General features: G+C 65.0%; 16 protein-coding genes. 7 read left to right on the top strand and 9 right to left on the bottom strand.

The features are described 5' to 3' along the window. Nucleotides 1-34 precede the first annotated feature (34 nt). Nucleotides 35-1870, top strand: coding sequence for a PQQ-dependent sugar dehydrogenase (locus JL101_RS36815; RefSeq protein WP_203096506.1), 1836 nt, complete (start codon nt 35-37; stop codon nt 1868-1870). Nucleotides 1871-1942: 72 nt separating this feature from the next. Here JL101_RS36815 and JL101_RS20965 read toward each other — a convergent pair whose 3' ends face one another. The 3 genes from JL101_RS20965 to JL101_RS20955 all read right to left on the bottom strand — a co-directional run bounded on the left by JL101_RS20965 (nt 1943) and on the right by JL101_RS20955 (nt 5450). Next, nucleotides 1943-2437: a cache domain-containing protein gene (locus JL101_RS20965; RefSeq protein ID WP_203096507.1), complete on the bottom strand. Its 495-nt coding sequence runs from the start codon at nt 2435-2437 to the stop codon at nt 1943-1945. 53 nt (nt 2438-2490) lie between these two features. Further along, the gene (locus JL101_RS20960; RefSeq protein ID WP_203096508.1) at nt 2491-2739 is read right to left on the bottom strand and encodes a hypothetical protein; all 249 of its coding nucleotides are present in this window, start codon (nt 2737-2739) and stop codon (nt 2491-2493) included. Nucleotides 2740-3671: 932 nt separating this feature from the next. Beyond that, entirely contained in the window at nt 3672-5450 is a 1779-nt protein-coding gene (locus JL101_RS20955; protein WP_203096509.1) for an SLC13 family permease, read from the bottom strand. Between the two features lie 384 nt (nt 5451-5834). Between JL101_RS20955 and JL101_RS20950 the strand changes: the two genes are divergently transcribed. Continuing rightward, nucleotides 5835-7244 (top strand): Nramp family divalent metal transporter, encoded by a 1410-nt coding sequence (locus JL101_RS20950; RefSeq protein ID WP_203096510.1) that lies wholly within the window; start codon nt 5835-5837, stop codon nt 7242-7244. A gap of 146 nt (nt 7245-7390) precedes the next feature. Further along, nucleotides 7391-8104, top strand: a complete 714-nt coding sequence (locus JL101_RS20945; protein WP_203096511.1) for a CBS domain-containing protein — start codon at nt 7391-7393, stop codon at nt 8102-8104. Nucleotides 8105-8289: 185 nt separating this feature from the next. Here the strand turns inward: JL101_RS20945 and JL101_RS20940 are convergent, their stop codons facing one another. Together JL101_RS20940 and JL101_RS20935 are read right to left on the bottom strand one after the other, a co-directional pair. Then, nucleotides 8290-8457, bottom strand: coding sequence for a hypothetical protein (locus JL101_RS20940; RefSeq protein ID WP_203096512.1), 168 nt, complete (start codon nt 8455-8457; stop codon nt 8290-8292). Between the two features lie 250 nt (nt 8458-8707). Next, nucleotides 8708-9304 carry a TetR/AcrR family transcriptional regulator gene (locus JL101_RS20935; RefSeq protein WP_228435029.1) on the bottom strand — a complete coding sequence of 199 codons (597 nt, stop codon included), beginning with the start codon at nt 9302-9304 and terminating at the stop codon, nt 8708-8710. Nucleotides 9305-9527: 223 nt separating this feature from the next. On the opposite strand from JL101_RS20935, the gene JL101_RS20930 reads away from it, so the two are divergent. After that, nucleotides 9528-9926, top strand: coding sequence for a RidA family protein (locus JL101_RS20930; protein ID WP_203096513.1), 399 nt, complete (start codon nt 9528-9530; stop codon nt 9924-9926). A gap of 122 nt (nt 9927-10048) precedes the next feature. Here the strand turns inward: JL101_RS20930 and JL101_RS20925 are convergent, their stop codons facing one another. Next, nucleotides 10049-11650, bottom strand: a complete 1602-nt coding sequence (locus JL101_RS20925; RefSeq protein WP_203096514.1) for an SLC13 family permease — start codon at nt 11648-11650, stop codon at nt 10049-10051. A 550-nt stretch (nt 11651-12200) separates the two neighbouring features. Between JL101_RS20925 and JL101_RS20920 the strand changes: the two genes are divergently transcribed. The 3 genes from JL101_RS20920 (at nt 12201) to JL101_RS20910 (ending at nt 15794) form a co-directional block, all read left to right on the top strand. Next, nucleotides 12201-13163, top strand: a complete 963-nt coding sequence (locus JL101_RS20920) for a sugar-binding protein (protein WP_228435027.1) — start codon at nt 12201-12203, stop codon at nt 13161-13163. Between the two features lie 101 nt (nt 13164-13264). Continuing rightward, nucleotides 13265-14791 carry a sugar ABC transporter ATP-binding protein gene (locus tag JL101_RS20915; protein ID WP_203096515.1) on the top strand — a complete coding sequence of 509 codons (1527 nt, stop codon included), beginning with the start codon at nt 13265-13267 and terminating at the stop codon, nt 14789-14791. Next, nucleotides 14784-15794 carry an ABC transporter permease gene (locus tag JL101_RS20910; protein ID WP_203096516.1) on the top strand — a complete coding sequence of 337 codons (1011 nt, stop codon included), beginning with the start codon at nt 14784-14786 and terminating at the stop codon, nt 15792-15794. Before JL101_RS20915 ends, JL101_RS20910 begins: the two co-directional genes overlap by 8 nt. Before the next feature lie 84 nt (nt 15795-15878). On the opposite strand, the gene JL101_RS20905 is transcribed toward JL101_RS20910, so the two are convergent. The 3 genes from JL101_RS20905 to JL101_RS20895 form a co-directional block, all read right to left on the bottom strand. Next, complete coding sequence (locus tag JL101_RS20905; RefSeq protein WP_203096517.1) at nt 15879-17327, bottom strand: sensor histidine kinase; 1449 nt, start codon at nt 17325-17327, stop codon at nt 15879-15881. Between the two features lie 151 nt (nt 17328-17478). Then, nucleotides 17479-18150: a LuxR C-terminal-related transcriptional regulator gene (locus JL101_RS20900; protein ID WP_203096518.1), complete on the bottom strand. Its 672-nt coding sequence runs from the start codon at nt 18148-18150 to the stop codon at nt 17479-17481. A gap of 257 nt (nt 18151-18407) precedes the next feature. Beyond that, nucleotides 18408-19433, bottom strand: a complete 1026-nt coding sequence (locus JL101_RS20895) for a M23 family metallopeptidase (protein ID WP_203096519.1) — start codon at nt 19431-19433, stop codon at nt 18408-18410. Between the last annotated feature and the right edge of the window lie 16 nt (nt 19434-19449).

The raw sequence follows: 19449 nt of genomic DNA, 5'->3' as shown, positions 1-19449 counted from the left end.
TCAACGGATCGGGATTCCCACCGGGAGCCGCTCCATGCCGATCCGCAAGCAGATCACAGGCACCGACCAGGCAGACGACATACAGGGCAGCGACGGTGGCGACCTCATCTACGGATACGATCCTGCGACGGTCACCGTCGACGGCATCGACGCGACGCGCGTGGCGGCGGGGTTCGACCAGCCATTGTTCGTGACCGCGGCTCCAGGCGGTCCCTCGACCCTGTATGTCGTCGAGAAGACCGGCGCGGTGCGCGTTCTCGACGGGACCACCGGCACCGTGGCGGCAAGACCGTTCCTGGACGTGTCCTCCGAGATCCTCAGCGACGGCGAGCGCGGCCTCCTGGGCCTGGCCTTCGCGCCGGACTTCACGCAGAGCGGCCGGTTCTACGTCAACCTGATCAATACCCGGGGAGACACCGAGATCCGGGAGTACCGAACCTTGCCGGGCGACCCGTCGACGGCGGATCCCGCGAGCGCACGCCCGGTGCTGACCGTGGACCAGCCCGACCAGTTCGCCAATCACAAGGCGGGCTGGCTGGCCTTCGGCCCGGACGGTGATCTCTACGCGGCGCTCGGGGACGGCGGCGGCGGCGGAGATCCCCTGAACGCCGCGCAGAACCCGGAAAGCCTGCTCGGCAAGATGCTTCGCCTGGATGTCGACGGGGACGCCTTTCCCGACGACCCGGCGCGGAACTACGCGATCCCCTCCGACAACCCCTTCGTGGCCGGCCCCGGTGCCGACGAGGTCTGGGCGATGGGGTTGCGCAATCCGTGGCGGTCAGGCTTCGACAGCGGGCTGGGAGATCTGTGGATCGCCGATGTCGGGCAGGGCCGCTGGGAGGAGGTCAATCTCGGCGTTGCCGGAGGAAACTATGGCTGGAGCTTTTCCGAGGGCCCGGAGGCATTCAAGCCCGGCTCCCCCTCGGTTGGCGTGACGGTAGCTCCTCTCCATGTCTACGGGCGCGACGCCGGACAGTCGATAGTGGGCGGAACCGTCTACCGCGGCGGGGCCGAGGCGTTGCAGGGCGAGTATCTCTTCGCCGATTTCGTGAGTGGGCGTCTGTGGTCGCTCCGGCCCACCGAGGGAGGGGCGGCCGTCGCCGAGCGTACGGGACAGTTGGCCGTTGATGCCGGCACCATCGACAGTCCCTCCTCGTTCGGCAGCGACGGCGAGGGAAACCCGTATCTCGTCGACATCGACGGCGAGGTGTTTCGCCTGGAGCCCCGAGGCACCTCCAGGGATCAGGGCGATGTGCTGAGGGGCGGCGCCGGGAACGACATGATGTTCGGCGGAGCGGGAAGCGACCTCCTGGAGGGCGGTCCGGGAGACGACCGGCTCCTGGGCGGCACGGGAACGGATACGGCCCTTTACGATGCCGAGCGGGCAGTCTACGCGGTATCGGCGCAGGCGGCCCGGCTCGACATCGCCGGCCCGGAGGGCGCCGACACGCTTCAGGGCATCGAGCGTCTCCGGTTCCCGGACGGCACCCTGGCCCTGGAAAATGGCGATACGGCGGTCCAGGCATTCAGGCTTTACCGGCTCGCGCTCGACCGCGAGCCCGACGCTGCCGGGCTGGGCTCCCATGTGGACCGCCTCGATGGCGGCGCTCCTCTGACCGACGTGGCGCTGGACTTTCTGGGTTCCGCGGAATTCCTGCAGAAGTACGGGACGCTGTCGGATGCTGATTTCGTCGATCAACTCTACGACAATCTCCGCGGCACGCAGGGCGATCCCGACGGCTTCGCCTTCCATCTCGGTCGATTGGAAGCCGGGGTTGGCCGGGAGAGCGTTCTGGTCGATTTCTCTGAATCGGCGGAAAGCCAACTCGGCACCGCGCCGCTGGTTGCCGACGGCGTCTGGTTCACCTGAGGCTCCGTGCCGCTCCAGGAGCGGAGGGGCGGCACGGAGGCCGGCGGGCAAAGGGCGGTCGGTCAATCCACCTCACCGTCCGCTTACCGTTTCGACATCCGCAAGGGTCATCTGGTCGTCGTAGATCCCCGCTCCCACCGTGAACGGCGTATCCGGAACAGGTTCGATGTAAGTCAGCTTGCGGGCCGGCTGCTTCTGGCCTGCCCTGGGCCAGTGATACTCGACCCAGTAGCCCCCGGTTGTGCCGCTCGGGCAGAACATCGGGCCGATCACCTTGCCGGTCGGATCCTTGAGGTCGGACAGCGGCATGCCGACGAAACCGAACAGCGGGTTTGCCGCCACCTTCCTGTGTTCGCAGTCGATCACGAAGACATAGCTGTTGGCCCATACGTAGTCGGATCGCCGATTCTTGAAAGTCGCGAGGCCGGCCTCTTTCTTTTGGCTCAGATAACCGGCGGCTTGCCGGACCTTCTGCACCACCTGCTGCGGCGTCGCCTTTTCCTGACCCCAGGCCGGACCGCCGGAAAGGGGCAGGGCTACGGCAACAACGAGTACCTTCCTCCACATGGCAGCCTCCTGCTCGCCCCGTATCACACCCGTCATGGCCGGCACGCCGGCTGTCACGCCGCCGGAGGCGTGAAGATCATCAGCCCGTTGCTGGTCCGGGCAAGCCGTCCGATCCGCTTGGCGACGGCCTTGATCCAAAATGGATCACGGCTCAGACGGGCAGTCTCCCAGGCCTCGATCGCGTCGGCGATCCGGCTCGCCCAGTACGCCTCGTCCGCGGTCAGAACGACCAGGACAGCTTTGGCATGGCTCCGCGGCGGACTGATGTCGCGACTGCGGAGCCGGATCGGGCATTCTCCCACGATGTAGATGACCTCCAGACCCGCGGACCGGAGAGATGAGGCTGTATCGCCCGGAGGGAATCCAGCCGTAGGCGAGGATAGATGGATCATTGGACTTTCCATATCGCAAGCCAAGCATCGCTGTGTCGCCGTATGGTCGGGATGCCCTTGACGAAGCTGTCAAAGGGCACCGGTTCGTTGGGTAAGCCCTGGCTGAGCTGTCCGGCCCCGCGAATGATCAGCGCTTCGGATCAAGGTAGGATCAGCCGAAAAACCCGGTCAGGACTTGGCGGCGTTCTCCGCCGAAGAGAAAAGCGGAACATCGACGGCCGATGTGACCGACATTTTCGAGACGACGTCGCACCGCTTAGTCTACGGACTCAGGAACACGGCGGCATTGTACGCTGTCGCAAGCGGTCCCTCGGGTGGTTCATCTCTCCTGTCGTGCCGATCGATTTCATCCCCTTGATCGTCATCGTCGTCCCACTCCACGGGAGTCGCCCCTGGGCGAGCCGGTAAGCTCCCGGTAGCCTCCAGGCGGGATCTCCAGGCCAGGTCGAGGGGAAGGGGCCGCCGGACCGTGCTTTCGGCGGGGTGATGGAGCGGCTGGGATCGAGCTTCCATGCCGCCGGACGGATGATGGACGTCAAACACCGAAAGTCCGCCCAATGCCGTGGCTCCGGTCGTTACGGCCACGACCCAGGCTGCCAAGACTTCACTCGGGATCATCTTGCTGCCTCCTCGTGCAGCGTTCCCGTCACGTCACCAGGGCGCATCCGATCTCATTCGTCTCAGGTGAAACGATAGAGTAGTTTGGCAACTGGCGGTGGAGAGATCATCGCACCGCCGAGGACGGAGCGCAACGTCTATGCTTGTATTCTTGCCTCTACCAGGAGAGTAGATCCCTGTTTACTTTATGGATACCTGATGAATCGGTTCGGCGTACCGCGGTGTCAAAGCGGCCAGACCAGCAGGATCGCCGGGACTCCGACGGCGGTGACGATGATCTCCAGCGGAAGGCCCATCCGCCAGTAGTCGCCGAACCGGTATCCGCCGGGACCCAGGATCAAGGTATTGTTCTGGTGCCCGATCGGCGTCAGGAACGCGCAGGACGCCCCGATGGCCACAGCCATCAGGAAGGAGTCCGGATTGGCATCCATCTGCCCGGCCGCCACGATGGCTATCGGCGCCATCACGGCGGCGGTCGCCGCGTTGTTCATGAGGTCGGACAGGGTCATCGTCACGACCAGTATGAGAATGAGCGCCACTACCGCGGATCCGCCGGCCAGATATCCGACGATCGTCTGCGCCAGCAACGCCGCGGCACCCGTCGTCTCCATCGCCACTGCCAGCGGGATGAGGGCGCCAAGAAGGACGATGACCGACCAGTCGATGGCCTCGTAAAGGTTCCTGAGCCTGACCAGGCCCGCCAGGACGAACAGCACGGCGGCCGCGACGAAGGCGATCTCCGCTGGGACTCCGGCAACCGTGATGGTGGCTATGGCGGTGCCCATGATGGAAACGGCCAGGATGGTCTGGCCACGCCTTGGAAATTTCAACGTCCGCTGGACGAGGGGAACGCAGTTGGTATCCGCGATGAAGTCGCCAAGGCGGCCGGCAGGACCCTGCAGCATCAGGACATCGCCTGCGGAGAACTTCTGGTCCCGCAGGCGGCTCCACGTCTGGCGGCCCTGGCGCGACAGGCCCAGCAGGTTGATGCCGAACCGGGAGCGCAGGCGGATGCCCGCCGCGGTGCGGCCCGCCAGCAGGCTGCCCGGACGAACGGCGACCTCCATCAACTCCATCTCGTCGGACTGCAGGTCTTCCTGGCTGATGCGGCGGTCGTCCACAAGTTCCAGCCCGTAGGCGGTCACGATATCGGTCAGGGCGGCGGGCTCGGCCTCGACCACCAGGATGTCTCCAGGCCGGATACGGCGCCAAGCCCGGGGCGCCAGGATATGCTCGTCATCGCGCACCAGCCCGACGATCTGACCACCCACCTCGACCAACTCAGGCTCGAACTGGGCCAGCGATCGACCGGCGAGCTTCCCGTCGGGCACCAGGATCTCCGTGAGGTACTTGCCCACGTCGAAAAGCTGCCCGCCGGTCCGGCTGCGTCGCGCGGATACGGGAAGAAGTCGCCACCCGACCAGGGACAGGAAAGCTATGCCGGCCAGAGCCACGGCCGCCCCGACTGGCGTGAAGTCGAACAAGCCGAACGGGCTGCCGCCGGCCTGGTCGCGAAACCCAGCGATGATGATGTTGGGCGGCGTTCCGATCAGCGTCGTCATGCCGCCCAGTATCGACCCGAAGGAGACCGGCATCAGCAGGTATCCGACGGGGATCTCGTTCTTCCGGGCCGCCTGGATCACCACCGGCATCATCAGGGCCAGGGCACCGACATTGTTCATGAAGGCCGAGAGGAACGCAGTCAGTCCGGACATGGCCAGGATCAGCATCGTCGCTCCCGCCCTGGCCGGCAGGACATGGCGCGCCAGGATGTCGATCGCGCCCGAGTTCGACAGGCCCTTGCTCAGCACCAGAACGGCCGCGACGGTGACGACCGCAGGATGCCCAAAACCGGAGAATGCCTCGCCGACGGGGACTACAAGGGCGGTCACTCCCGCCATCAAGGCTACCATCGCCACAAGGTCGTGCCGCCAGCGCCCCCAGATGAACAGCGCCATCGTCCCGAACAGGATGGCAAGCGTCAGCGTCTGATCAAGGGTCATCAACAGGCATCGCTTGAAGATCGCTCACAGGCACGAAACCAGCCTGCCTCGCGATTAGATATCCCTGTGGATCCTCGGTACAACGGCAATACGGTTGCTGCCCTCTCCTTCAGGGGGCAGGCCCCGACCGTCACCGGCGCCCACACATGCCGCAGTTTCGGAATGGGCAGAGGCTGCCTGGTTCCGCTTTGGCCAAACGTCCCCAATCGAACTTCCATCAAATCCGAAGATTTCGTCATCGGACCGACAACCGTTTTCGCGATGCGGAATAAAACCGTGGATGAGACCGGCAGGCTTTGTATATTGCATTTAGTATACCAGCAAGGGCAACAATCCTTCGGCAGCACTGGCCCCTGCGCACAAAAATAATCTTTGGGAGGAAAAATGACCGTCAGAGCGCTTCCAGGAGATCCAGACAAGGGTCTGAGGCCGGCCGCCGTCGTGGCCAAGGAAAACCCGACGGACGATCTGAAAACCGTTACCCTGAAAGCTCCGGGAACGGGCGTCCGCGACACGTGGCGGGCCATGGGACCGGGCATCGCCGCGGCGATGACAGGTATCGGCGCCAGCCATATCATGCACGCGCCGACCGCCGGCGCTCGTTTCGGCTATGATCTTCTCTGGGTGATCCTGGCCGCCTATATCATCAAGTACTGCGCCTTCGAGTTCGCCCACCGCTACACGATGGTGAAGGGCGAAACCATCATCAACGCCTACCACCGGGTGGGCAATTGGCCGCTCTGGTTCATGATCTTCCAGGGTTTCGCCAACACCGTCGGCATCGCCGGGCGCGCGCTCGGCTGCGCGGCCCTGATGTGGGCGGCCTTTCCCTTCATTCCGCTCGAAATGTGGGCAGTCGCCATCCTGGTCGGCACCGTCGCCATCCTGTGGCTCGGCAGCTACAAGTCGGTCGAGGGCATCTGCAAGGTCCTGATCATCGTCTTCGCCGTATCCTGCTTCGTGGCGTTCGCCCTGCAGGCGACGCCTCCGGCCGAGTATCTGTCGCGCCTGCTGCCGACCCTGCCGCCGATCGGCGCCATGCTGCTGTTCGGCGCCATGTTCGGCTACTTCCCGACGACGCTGGAAGTAGCGCCCATGCAGTCGAACTGGGCCGTGGACAAGAAAGCCGGCATGGTGAAGGTGAACGAGATGCGGGCCCAGGGGCACACGGTGCATATGGACCCGAACTACATGAAGAACAGCCTGATCCTGTTCAAGCGCGACATGAACATCAGCTATATCATCTCGATGCTGTCGGGCATGGTCTTCCTGATCGTGGGCGCGGCCGTGCTGAACCCGCTGGGGCTAGTTCCCAGGGGCAGCGAGATGGGCGTGACGATCGCCCGAATCTACACCGATACCTTCGGCGCCTGGATCTTCCCGGTCATCATCGCCGGCGGCGTGGCCGCCCTGTTCTCGACCGTCTTCACCTACTTCGATGGTCAAGCCCGCATCTTCGAGGAATGCGCCGTCCGCCTGAAGCGGGATTGGGACAACCCGCGCATGCGCAAGCTGCTGTACCGAGGCATGCAGGTCACTTGGCTGGTGGCCGGCATCGCCGTGGTCTTCGGCCTGCCCGAGCCCATCTTCGTCGTCCAGGTCGCCTCGGTAATGGCCCTGCTTTTCTCGCCGATCCTGTATTGGCTGACCATCAAGGCGATCAAAGACAACTTCACCTCGGATTTCGAGCGTGAACATCTGCCGAGCAAGCTCCAGTTTGCCTGGGCATGGGCTGGCACGATCAGCCTGGTGCTGCTGACACTCTACGTCCTCTACTACCAGTTCCTGGGCTGATCACCAGGCCGTCTCGTGAAGAACGGAAAGCCAGCCGGACCAATGCCATGGGCATGGATCGAGGGGACCATAACGAGGCGGTCCCTTCGGTTTCCGTATCAGAAATACGAAATGTCAGGGAGGCAGGATTGCGCGCAAGAGACATCATGACGACCCACCTCAAGACGGTGGCAGCCGACAGCCTGATCCACGAGATCACGGAGTGCCTGCTGACCAAGCACATCAGCGCCGTGCCGGTGACCGACGCGGACGGGCGGGTGTTGGGCATCATCAGCGAAGGGGACATCATCCACCGGGTCGCCGCGGTCAGCGACGGGCACCGCTCCTGGTGGACCAGGCTGTTCGACGGCTCGGGAAAGGACGCGGCCGAGTTCATCAAGACCCGCGCCATCCACGCCAGGGACATAATGACCCGCGAGGTCACCACGGTCACGGAGGACACGCCGGCCGAGGAGATCGTCCGCATCCTGGAGAAGCGGCGGATCAAGCGCGTGCCGGTACTGCGCGGCGACCGGCTGGTCGGCATCGTCTCGCGCTCCGACCTGCTCCGCGTGGTCCTCGCCTCCTCGCCGAGGACAGGGGCCTCCATCAGCGCCAACGACCGCGAGCTTCGCGAAAGGATCATGGCCAACCTGGACGGGCAGGATTGGGCGCGGGTGTCGCAGCTGAGCATCGTCGTGTCCGACGGAGTCGCACAACTCTGGGGCTTCGTCGGTTCGGACACCGAGCGCAAGGCCCTGAGGGTTGCCGCCGAGACGGTGCCGGGCGTCCAGAAGGTCGAGGATCACCTGAACTTCTCGCCGATCCCCTGGGCCGGGAGCCGTGGGCGTGGCTTCGGCGGGGCCGGCGGCATCGTGTAGCCCGTGCACGGAAGGGCGGACCGACCCGGGCACCGGTGCGCGGGGGCGGAAGGAGAGGAAAGGGGCAGGGGGAAGCCGGTCCCGTGGAGCGGCTTCCCCTTCCGGCTCACCGTCCGGCAGGCGGGATCACATTCCCTAACGAAAGCACGGGCGAACCCTGCCGAATCACGCCTCTTGCGGAAAGCTCACATCTGGTCGTGGTCGTGCAGGGTGTCCGGATTGGTCTTTCCGGTCGGCATCCTCGGGTCGCTCTCGGCTTCCAGGGTCCGCGTGCTGCCGTAGTACAGGGCTCCGCTGAAAGCCAGGAAAGATCCGACGACGAGCATCAGATAAGCGATATTACCACCGGTCATTGACTCCTCCCACATGTGGTTCGGGTTGCCTCAGATAGCCTGATGTCAACCATACGCCAGGGGATTTGATCCCCGAAGAGGCTGATGAACCGCAGGATGCCTAATCCGCGGAAAAACGCATTCCGGCCCGATCGACCAACCGGTCCGGTAAGTCCAGGCATGTCCGGCGCCGGTCATCACGGCCCGCGGTTCCGATGATCCGGACTGCCTCTGCGGGCTTCGCTCCGGAACGTCGCGTCCAGTCCTGCCGTCACCTCCCGGTTCGCAGGAGTCCGCTCGCCAGATGGCGAAAGGCCTCGACGGCCTTCTCGTAGACGCTGTGCGGGTCGTCGGCCGCGGCGATCCAGAGCGCGGCATTGAGCGCCGCCCCGTTGATGAGCCGGGCGGCAGCTTCAGGGTCGACCGGTTTGACGGTTCCCTGCGCGATCAGCGCCTGAAGGGTTCGCGTCGTTGTCTGCAGGCAGCTGTTCTGGGTGGGCCAGGCGGAGGGGTCGCCCAGGACGGCCGGTCCGTCCAGCAGCACGATGCGCTGGACCTCGGGCTCCAATGCCATCTCGATATAGGCGACGCCTTCCGCCAGGAGCCCGTCCCAGTCGTTTCCGGCCCGGCTTCCGACGGCGCGCGCGCGCTCGGCCATTTCCGCGTCGATCTGGTCGACCACCGCCTGGAGCAGACCCTTCTTGTCGCCGAAGTTATGGTAGAGCGCGCCGCGCGTCAGGCCCGCCTCGGCGGTGAGGTCGTCCATCGACGCCGCCGCATAGCCTTTGACCGCGAAAGCCTGCCGGGCCGCCCTGATGAGCTTGGCCCGGGTCTCCTCCATCATCTCGGCGCGCCGTCCTGTTGCCACCCTCACCTCCGACCGATCGAACTGCGAGCAGCATGCTAGTTGACATACGGGGCGCATGTATGCTCTCTTTTCACATACGAAGCGTATATGAATGCGATGCGCCGTTCGTGAACCCCGGAGGAGCTTGCGGACCCGTGAGCCCCGGGCACGTGCCCCGCCCCTGGTGGGCAACACCGCCGCGCCAGCCGGCCCGGCCTGTCCCCTTTGAAAAAGGAATGAAACGATGACACGACGCGAAGCGATCTTCCCGCCCGGCCGGCATGCGCTTTACGAGAAGCACCGCTACTCCGCGGCGATCCGCTCGGGCGACCTCCTGTTCGTCTCGGGCCAGGTCGGCAGCCGGGCGGACGGATCGCCCGAGCCCGATTTCGAACGTCAGGTTCGGCTGGCCTTCGACAACCTCGCGGCGGTCCTGAAGGCGGCTGGCTGCACTTTCCAGGATGTTGTGGACGTGACCACCTTCCACACCGACCCGCAGGCGCAGATCGAGACCGTCATGGCCGTGCGGCAGGAGGTGATCGGCGAACCGCCCTATCCGAACTGGACCGCGGTCGGCGTGAACTGGCTGGCGGGCTTCGACTTCGAGATCAAGGTCATCGCGCGCCTGCCTGCGGTCGCCTGACCCAGGGGCGGCGTGGCTCGAAGGAGGGGCTGCCGCCCAGCCGACCGCCTGGCGGGAGGGAGCGCCGCCGTCCGCGCCGACCTCCGCGCGGCTTCAACGATCTCCCTCCCGCTCCTGGGAATTCAGAACTTCAGGCCGAGGGCGAAGCCGCCCAGGACGTAGCAGAAAGCGGTGATCAGTATGATCCCGATAAGGTTCAGGACGAAGCCGCCCCGCGCCATCTGCCCTATGGTCACGGCGCCGGTGCCGAAGACGATCGCGTTCGGCGGCGTGCCGACCGGCAGCATGAAGGCGCAGGTCGCGGCCAGGGCGGCAGGGATCAGCAGCGTGAGCGGATCCGCTCCGATGCCGACCGAAACGCCCCCGAGCACGGGGATGAAGGTCGCGGCGGTCGCGGTGTTGCTGGTGACCTCGGTCAGGAAGAGGACGATCGCGGTGACCGCCGCGACCAGCAGGATGATGGGAAGCGCTCCAAGGCCGACCACCTGCTGGCCGAACCAGTTGTCGAGACCCGAAGCCCCGACGGCGCTGGCAAGGCTGAGGCCGCCGCCGAACAGGAGAAGCACGCCCCATGGCAGCCCGTTCTCGGCATCCTTCCAGTTCAGGGTCATCTCCGTCCGGCCCCGGCCGGGAATAATGAACAGGGCTATGCCGGCGGCAATGGCGATCGCGGTATCGTTGAGTTCGCCGAGTGGCCCGAGCCGGCCCTCCAGGCCGGGAATGGCCGCAAGGACGCCCGGCACGACCCATAGGAATGCCGCCGCGCCGAAGACGGTCATCACGACCTTCTCGCCCTGGCTGAGCGGACCGAGATCGCGGATCTCCTTGTCGATCATCTCGCGGCCTCCCGGAATCTGCTCCAGGCTGAACGGATAGAGCACCCGGGTCATCAGGACCCAGCCGATGAGGATGAAGGCGAGGGCCAGCGGCAGGCCGACCATCATCCACTCCAGGAAACCGATGTTGCGGCCGAGCTCGTCGGCGGCGTAGCCGGCCACGATGGCGTTGGGCGGGCTGCCGAGCAGGGTTCCGAGCCCGCCCATGGTCGCCGACCACGCGATGGCGAGGATCAGGCAGACGCCGAACCGTCTGATGTTGTCGTCCTCGATGACGTCGGAGATGCGGGCTCCCCTCTGCAGCGCCTCGACATCGGAGGCGTTCTGCCGCGTCGGGCTGTGTTCCACGACCAGGGTGAGCACCGACAGTCCGATCGGCAGCATCATCAGCGTCGTCGCCGTGTTGGACACCCACAGGGACAGGAAGCCCGTCGAGAGCATCATCCCCAGCACGATCCGACGGGGTTCGACCCCGACACGGGCCAGGGTCAGCAGTGCCACGCGGCGGTGCAGGTTCCATTTCTCCATGGCGATGGCGATCAGGAAGCCGCCGAGGAACAGGAAGACGATGGAGCTGGCGTAGGGCGCCGTCGCCTCGCTGACGGTCCGCTCGGTCAACATCGGGATCAGCACGATCGGCAGCAGTGACGTGGCCGAGAGCGGGATGGCCTCGCTCATCCACCAGATCGCCATGAGCGTGCCGATCGCCGCGACCCATCGCGCGTCGGGCGACAGCCCTTCCGAGCGCCCCATGGCGAGCCAGACCGCGAAGGCCGCGATCAGCCCGAAAGCCCGCATGCCCCAGAGGAGTCTCGCCTGCCGCGAATTGGGTGCGGCGGCTTCGGCATACTCGTCATACTCGCCTTGCTGGTACGGCTCGGTTCCCATCTGCGGTCCTCCCATGTCGGGCCCCTCTTGTTTTGGTTCGATTATGCGCGAGCTCTCCCTCGCCCCAGGGGGCGATCCGCGTAACGCAGCCGGCACCGGTGGCCGGCAGGCCGATGTTCCCCCATTGCGGCGCCAAGCGATCATTTGGACGATCGTTTCAAGGACTGAACGGAAACAGGGTTTTTTTGTTCAGTCCAGAGCATCCATACCGCACGGCGGCGGTTCCATTCCGGTCGGCATCGGCGTCCGCCCCGTGACTGCCGCCGGGAGATGCGCCGTCGATCGCGACACGGAGGCGATCGGCTTTCCTGTTGGTGTCGGGTCCAGGACCGGGCGGCCGACAAGGGTGTCCGCCGCCCTGGGAGGAGTCGATGGCTCTTTATACTGAGGGTCTAATTAATCATTGACGCGAGGCAGCCTTGCATCGTGAAATTGGCGGCCAAGGAGGAACAAGCTCCGGATCGACGCGGCAAACGCGCATGTCGGAGTTTGGCGAAGCGTTAGGTTAGTGAAATTAAAATAAAATAACAAGCAACCTAGAGGAAACGCCATGTTCAAGATGAAGAGCGCCCTGGCCGGTATGGCTGTCGCCGTTCTGGCCGGCGTCATGACGACCCAGCCATCTTTCGCCCAGGAAAAGAAGACCCTGGCCTTCGTGGTCAATGTCCCCGCGGATTTCTGGCAGATCGCCCGTCGTGGCACCGAGAAGGCCCAGAACGAACTTCCGAACTACAATATCGAGTTCTACATCCCCGGTGAGATGTCCGCCGCGGCGCAGAAGCGCATCCTGGAAGACCTTCTCGCCAAAGGCGTGGCCGGGGTCTCGATCAGCCCCGTCAATCCCGACAACTCGACGGAAATCCTGAACCAGGTCGCTGCGAAGGCCGCCCTGTTCACCCAGGACGCGGACGCCCCCCAGTCGAACCGCGCGCTGTATATCGGGACGGACAACGTGGCCGCCGGCCGGCAGGCCGGCGAGCAGATGATGAAGGCACTTCCGGACGGCGGCAAGGCGATGGTCTTCGTCGGCACCCTCGATGCAGCCAATGCGCGCGAGCGGCTGCAGGGCATCAAGGAGGCGATAGCCGGGTCGAAGATCGAGATCATCGACGTCCGGACGGATGGCGGCGACCAGGCAAAGGCGAAGGCCAACGTCGAGGACACGCTGACGAAGTACCCTGACATCGACCTCCTGGTCGGTCTGTGGGCCTACAACACGCCGCAGATCTACAACGCGGTGAAGGCGGCCGGAAAGGAAGGCTCGCTCAAGATCGTCGGCTTCGACGAGGACCAGCAGACCCTCAAGGGCATTTCCGAGGGCGTGATCGATGCGACCGTCGTCCAGCAGCCCTACGAGTTCGGCTACCAATCCATGATCTATCTCGCCAAATACATCGAGGGCGATCGGTCCTTCATCCCCGAGAACAAGCAGAAGATCATTCCCACCCAGGTGATCGACAAGTCCAACGTCAAGGATTTCGCGGCCAAGATCAGGGAACTTCTGAAAAAGTAGTTCCTGAAGGGTCCGGCATCGGGATGCCGGGCCCTTTGCCGTCCTTCGGATAGTGGCCATCGCAGGGAATGCCGTTCCTTGCGTGCGAACGAGGTTCGCGCATGTCGAATACCCTACTGGAACTCCGTTCGATCACGAAGACGTACCCCGGCGTCAAGGCGCTGGCCGGTGTCGATTTCTCGGTCGGGCACGGTGAGGTCGTGGGCCTCATCGGCGAGAATGGCGCCGGCAAGTCCACATTGATGAAGATCCTGGGGGGCGTCGTCTCGCCCTCGTCGGGCTCGATCGTCATCGACGGCGTTCCAAGGTCCACGCTGACCGTCAAGGATGCGGCCCGCGCCGGCATCGCGTTCGTCCATCAGGAACTGCACCTGTTCGAGAACCTCGATGTCGCGGCGAACATCTTCATCGGGCGGGAACCCCGGAGGGGAGGCATCCTCAACCTCATCGACAATACCGCCCTGCACCAGCGCGTGAAGCCGCTGTTGAAGCGGCTCCGCGTCGATTTCCGTCCTGACGACCCCGTGGATGCCCTGTCCATCGCGCAGCGCCAAATGGTGGAGATCGCCAAGGCGCTGTCCATGGACGCACGCCTCATCATCATGGACGAACCCACCTCCAGCCTGACGCTGACCGAAACCGACAACCTGCTGAACGTCATCGCCGACCTCAAGGCTTCGGGGGTCAGCATCATCTACATCTCCCATCGGCTCGGCGAGGTGGAGCAGTGCGCCGACAGGGTCGTGGTACTGCGCGACGGCCGCCGGGTCGGCGAACTGCCGAAGTCGCAGATCAAGAGCGGAGCGATGGTCCGCCTCATGATCGGGCGGGAGTTGAAGTCCCTCTATATCCCGCCCAAGGCGGGGGGAAGGAACGGCGGGCTCGAACTCCAGAACCTCGTCACGTCGGCCTTCCCGGAGCGGGAGGTCTCGCTGACCGTGCATCGCGGCGAGATCCTCGGTTTGGCCGGTCTGGTCGGGGCGGGGCGGACATCGCTCGCCCAGACCATTTTCGGCATCCATGCGGCCAAGGGGGGGCGCATTCTTCTGGATGGGCAGCCTCTCTCGATCACGGTGCCGGGGGACGCGATCGCCTGCGGCATCTACCTCGTCCCGGAGGACAGGAAGAAATCGGGCCTGCTGCTCAACATGACCATTGCCGAGAACATCTCGCTTCCCGACCTCCGGAGCATTGCCAAGGCCATGCTGGTCGACGTGTCGCGCGAGGCGAGCCTGGCCAGGGAACAGTGCCGCGCCCTCGCGATCAAGGCGCCGTCCATCGACACCGACGCCATCACCCTGTCCGGCGGAAACCAGCAGAAGGTCGTCCTGGCCAAATGGATCTCGATGCGCCCGCAGTTCATCATCTTCGACGAGCCGACGCGGGGCATCGACGTCGGAGCCAAGAGCGAGATCTACGCCCTGATGCGCGGCCTCGCCGATGCCGGCGTGGCGATCCTGATGATCTCCAGCGACATGGAGGAGGTCATCGGCGTCAGCGACCGCATCGCGGTGATGCACGAGGGCCGAATCAGCGGGCTGCTCGACAGGTCCCAGTTTTCGGAACACAACGTCCTGACGCTCGCCGTGGGGAACATGGGCAGGGAGGAGCTGGTCACCCATGCTTAAGAAGGAACTCGGCCTGCTGATCCTGATACTGGTGATCGGCTCCATCACGGCTGCGATCAACCCGCAGTTCATCTCCCAGATCAACCTCATGAACCTCGCCAATCAGATCGGCCTGTTCGGCCTGATCTCGATCGGTGCCGGCCTGGTCATCATCTCCGGCGGGGTGGATCTGTCCGTCGGTTCGATGTTCGCGCTGCTGGGGATCGTCTTTCTCGATCTGCTCGTCAATTACGAGCTTGCGTGGCCCGTGGCGCTGCTCCTGACGGTCGCCGGCGGATCGGTGCTCGGGCTTATCCACGGGCTTCTGGTGACCCGGCTCAAGATGCAGCCTTTCGTCGTGACCTTGTGCGGACTGTTGCTGTACCGGGGTATCGCGCGCTGGTACACGGCCGACTCCACCCGGGGCTTCGGTTACGGCTATGGCTACGAGACCCTGGAATGGCTGATGTCCGGCCGGACCTACAACATTCCCCATACCTTCATCTTCCTGCTGATCGTCGCGGCCGTGATGGGCGTGGTGCTGCACCGTTCCGTCTATGGCCGCTACCTGTTCGCCGTCGGCAAGAGCGAGGAGGCGGCCCGGTTCTCCGGCATTCCCACGAACATGGTGATCACCGCGGCCTATGTGATCGGCGGAACGCTGGCCGGCATTTCATCCGTCTTCTTCGTCTTCTACACGCAGTCGGTTTCGCCATCCGCGCATGGCAACTTCTATGAACTCTATGCGATCGCCGCCGCCGTCCTGGGCGGATGCTCTCTCCGCGGCGGCGAGGGCTCGATCCTGGGCATCGTGCTCGGCACCGTTCTCCTCCAGGTCCTGCAGAATCTCGTGAACATCCTGGGCATCCCGAGTTCGCTGAACTTCGCCGTCATGGGAGCCGTGATCCTGCTCGGCGTCCTGGCCGACCAGCAACTCCAGATCCGGCGCCAGCGCCGGCTTGCGATGGCAAGCGCCGAGGCGCGCGAACTGGCGAAGAAAGGCGCCGCCGGAGCGGCGGTCTAGGCGGCGTCGCGGCCGGGGGCCTTGCGAAGGTGAAGGAGGGGGCGGGACGCGACGCTGCTTTCCCTCCGTCGCTTCCGGTCCCCCTCATGCCATGTTGCGGGGACGGTGATCTGCCACGGAATTCCCCAAGGCCAACGGCCCTGGGCTGGCCTCCGCCCGGAGCGCGCGTTCGGGCGGCAACTCGACCAGCACCTCGGTGCCGATGCCGGGTTGGCTCGACATCCTGACCGTGCCGCCATGGCGCTCCACCAGCTGGCGGACCAGCGGCAATCCCAATCCGGTCCCCTGGACCTGGCGCGCCCGCCGGCTGTCGATCTGCTCGAACGGCAGGAAGACGCGCGCCAGATCCTCGGCCGGAATGCCGACCCCGGTATCGGATATCGTGACGACCGTGCGGCCATCGGCGAGCCGCTCCAGGGCGACCTCGATCCGACCACCCCGGGGCGTGAACTTGATCGCGTTGGAGAGCAGGTTGTCCAGGACCTGCCGAAGCCGCAGCGGGTCGCCCAATACCCTGGCATCGACGCCGGCCGACGTGAGATCGACCGTGACCCCGGCGGCATGGGAAGCGACCCGCATATCCCGGATCGCCTCGGCCACCAGCTTGTCCAGGGCGACCGCCTCCTCCCGGAGTTCCAGCTTGCCGGCGTCGAGTTTGGCCAGGTCGAGAATGTCGCTGATCAGCGCCAGCAGGCGCTGGCCGGACTGGTGTATGTCTCCGACATATTCCGCTTGGCGGCCGGCCAGCCGGCCGAAGATGCCGCTCGTCAGCGCTTCGGAGAACCCCAGGATCGCGTTCAGCGGCGTGCGCAGCTCGTGGCTGACATTGGCCAGGAAGTTGGTCTTGGCCTCGTTGGACCGTACGGCCGCGTCACGCGCGACGACGAGGCGGTCCGTCAGGTCCCGGAGATGCCGGTTGGTCGCCCTGAGCTCCTTCTCGGCCCCGACGTGGCGCCGCATCAACCAGACCAGCGCCAGCACCACCACGATGAAGCCGGCGCCATAGCCCAGCAGCTTCATCTGGAAAACGCTGACTTGGCGTTGTATCTGCCCGACCAGAACATTCTGGTGGTCCGACCCGGCGAACAGCAATCGCCGATGGATGACCACCGCCTCTTCGACATTGCGATCCGCCAGCGCCCGGAAAGCGGCCGGATCGGTCCGGAGCAGGGGCAGGTCACCGTCGATCCGGTCGACGATCCGCCGGACCTCCGCCACCCCGGCCTCGCGCCCGGCAGCCCAGGTATGCCACTCGGCGCTGCCCGCTTCCGGGAATGCGTTGAGCCGGTTGAACAAGTTGTCCAGGCGGAGCATCACCTCCTCGCCCACTTCCGGCCGGCTACCCGGATCGAGGGCACGGATGGCAACCTGGAGACGCAACAGGTCGGCGGAAAGCTCCCCTTCGTACCAGAGGTCCGCCCCGCTGGCGATCTCGACCGACCGCTGGATCCCGATCAGGTCGGGGATCAGCATCGGCGTGCTGAACAACACCAGCACGAATGACACCGTCCAAACGATCTTGCCCAGATCCATGAGATACTTCCCATGCCTGCGGATCAGCACAGGATGCATCATGCCCATCAGAAATGCGCGAACCCAGGGGATTATGCTTCACGGCCCTTTAAAACTGTATGAAGCCGGGTCCGTGCTCGTTCGCGAGGGTATCCGGCGCGGCCCGTGCCTGTCAGGCGGAAGCCGCCTGGAAGCCGCGGGTCGGCGTGCCGGCGCCTTCCGCCGAGAAGCCGTTGTTCATGGCCCAGATCGCCGCCTGGGTGCGGTTGTTGACGTCGATCTTGCGCAGCAGCGTCTTCAGGTGGACCTTGACGGTCGCCTCGGTGATGCCGAGCCGGATCGCGATCATCTTGTTGCTGGCCCCGGTGACCAGGGACTGCAGGATCTCCTGCTCGCGGGGCGACAGGCCACGGATCGAGTTCTGGGGCGAGGGCGCGTTGATGTCGAGCAGCATCGCCGCGAGATTGGTCGGGAACACCTTCTCGCCCAGCATGACCAGCTGGAGCGACTGGATCAGCGCCTCCGGCGAGACGTTCTTGCTCAGGAAGCCGTCCGCACCGGCCCCCATGGCGGCGCGCAGCACATCGACCGACATGTCGTCGGCCAGCACGACGATCCGGGCGCTCGGGAACACTTCCCGAAGGGTGCGCAGATCAGCCTCGTCCCCCACCGGCTGGCCACTGATGATGAGATCGGGCGTGAAACCGGCGTCGCCGGCTTCCAGGGCCAGCTTGATCGTATCGAACTCCGCACCCGCCTCGAAGCGGGTGCCGGACAGCAGATGCCTCAGGCCCTGGCGAAAAAGGCGGTTGGGTTCGATCAGGAAGGTGCGGGACGTGGTCATGACGGGATCTCTCCAAAAGCATCGGCGATCGAACGGCTGCATGATCCGGGGCGGTAGGCGATGGCGCGTTCGATACTGCGTTGGATAGAAACTGCCCGAAAATTCGTGTGCAATAAAGGAAAAATTAACCCTTTATCGCGGAAAAATCGTCCTATGCTTGTCGTCGGATCCCTCGAGCCGGCCATGCCTTCCGGCGTAACCGGCCTTCCCAGCCCGAAGAGACGCCGTGGCGGTCGGCAGGCGCCCAAGGCTCAAGGCTACGGCGTGCCTGAGCGCCGCACGTCGACGCTGTCCTCCAGTCGGGCGACCACCGCTCCGTTCCTCAGCAGGGTATAGGTGCCCCGGTACTTCCCGGATTGCCAGCCTTCCGGTGGGCGTTTCCGGCCGGAAAAGGCAAACCATGACACGTTGCTGGATTTCAGCGTGGATGCGTACTCATGGATCACGTTGCCGTCCGGAGCGGTTATGCGGATCTGCTGCTCGTCGCCGGCCTGAGCGCCGAAAACGTCGGCCCAGAAGACCAGGGCCGGCGGATCCTTCAGCGTTTCCCGGGCGTAGCTTCCCTTCCTGGCCTCCGCCGATGCGGCCGGCCCTTCGGCGAACCCGGAGACCAGCCCGCCGGTAGGCTGGTATCGAAGTACCGCCAGCGTATCGGCACGCCACAGGGTCCGCGTGATGTCACCGCAGGCCGGCAGGTCCGCCGAGCCGGTGAAAGGATCGATCTCCCGACCCTCGTGACGCACGGAGAAATCCACGTGGGGGAACTCCGCCATTCCCGACATTCCGATCCGGCCCAGCGGCGTCCCCGATTCGACCTTCTGTCCCGCCTTCACGACGGTACTGTCCTTCGACAGGTGGCTGTACTGGGTTTCCCAGCCGTCGCCATGATCGATCACGACGCCGTTGCCGGCCTCCCGTCCTTCGAGCGCCTCACGGCCGGTCCCGGCGAGCCCGACATCGGGCATGCCGTCGCGGACGGCTTTCACGGTGCCGCCGGCAGCCGCAACGACCGTCACGCCGCGCAGCATCGAGGGTATGTCGGCCACCCGGAAATCCGTTCCGGAATGGCCGTCGTAGCTCAGCCGTCCGCAGGAATAATCGCGCCGGTCGGGGCTGGGGTCGTGATCGAAGAAGTTTTGCACGAAGCAGTTCCGGCCGATCTCGCAGGCGACCGGCAGGGCCAGTTCCGGAGCGCCGGCCGCCGCGGGAGCCGCCGACGAAACCAGCGCCATCGCACAGGGCGCCAGCAGCGCTTTCAGTGACGCATGCAGGAAATCGGACATCACGAAACCTCCGAAG

Origin of the sequence: Skermanella rosea (assembly GCF_016806835.2) — a bacterium.
Lineage (GTDB): Bacteria > Pseudomonadota > Alphaproteobacteria > Azospirillales > Azospirillaceae > Skermanella > Skermanella rosea.
Note: the sequence above shows the minus strand (reverse complement) of the source record. Positions and strands in the feature narration are given on the sequence as shown.

Bases quoted from the DNA above. Each gene is read 5' to 3' on its own strand.
- JL101_RS36815 (WP_203096506.1), top strand. From the start codon at position 35: ATGCCGATCCGCAAGCAGATCACAGGCACCGACCAGGCAGACGACATA.
- JL101_RS20965 (WP_203096507.1), bottom strand. From the start codon at position 2,437: ATGTGGAGGAAGGTACTCGTTGTTGCCGTAGCCCTGCCCCTTTCCGGC.
- JL101_RS20955 (WP_203096509.1), bottom strand. From the start codon at position 5,450: ATGACCCTTGATCAGACGCTGACGCTTGCCATCCTGTTCGGGACGATG.
- JL101_RS20950 (WP_203096510.1), top strand. From the start codon at position 5,835: ATGACCGTCAGAGCGCTTCCAGGAGATCCAGACAAGGGTCTGAGGCCG.
- JL101_RS20945 (WP_203096511.1), top strand. From the start codon at position 7,391: ATGACGACCCACCTCAAGACGGTGGCAGCCGACAGCCTGATCCACGAG.
- JL101_RS20940 (WP_203096512.1), bottom strand. From the start codon at position 8,457: ATGACCGGTGGTAATATCGCTTATCTGATGCTCGTCGTCGGATCTTTC.
- JL101_RS20930 (WP_203096513.1), top strand. From the start codon at position 9,528: ATGACACGACGCGAAGCGATCTTCCCGCCCGGCCGGCATGCGCTTTAC.
- JL101_RS20925 (WP_203096514.1), bottom strand. From the start codon at position 11,650: ATGGGAACCGAGCCGTACCAGCAAGGCGAGTATGACGAGTATGCCGAA.
- JL101_RS20920 (WP_228435027.1), top strand. From the start codon at position 12,201: ATGTTCAAGATGAAGAGCGCCCTGGCCGGTATGGCTGTCGCCGTTCTG.
- JL101_RS20915 (WP_203096515.1), top strand. From the start codon at position 13,265: ATGTCGAATACCCTACTGGAACTCCGTTCGATCACGAAGACGTACCCC.
- JL101_RS20910 (WP_203096516.1), top strand. From the start codon at position 14,784: ATGCTTAAGAAGGAACTCGGCCTGCTGATCCTGATACTGGTGATCGGC.
- JL101_RS20905 (WP_203096517.1), bottom strand. From the start codon at position 17,327: ATGGATCTGGGCAAGATCGTTTGGACGGTGTCATTCGTGCTGGTGTTG.
- JL101_RS20900 (WP_203096518.1), bottom strand. From the start codon at position 18,150: ATGACCACGTCCCGCACCTTCCTGATCGAACCCAACCGCCTTTTTCGC.
- JL101_RS20895 (WP_203096519.1), bottom strand. From the start codon at position 19,433: ATGTCCGATTTCCTGCATGCGTCACTGAAAGCGCTGCTGGCGCCCTGT.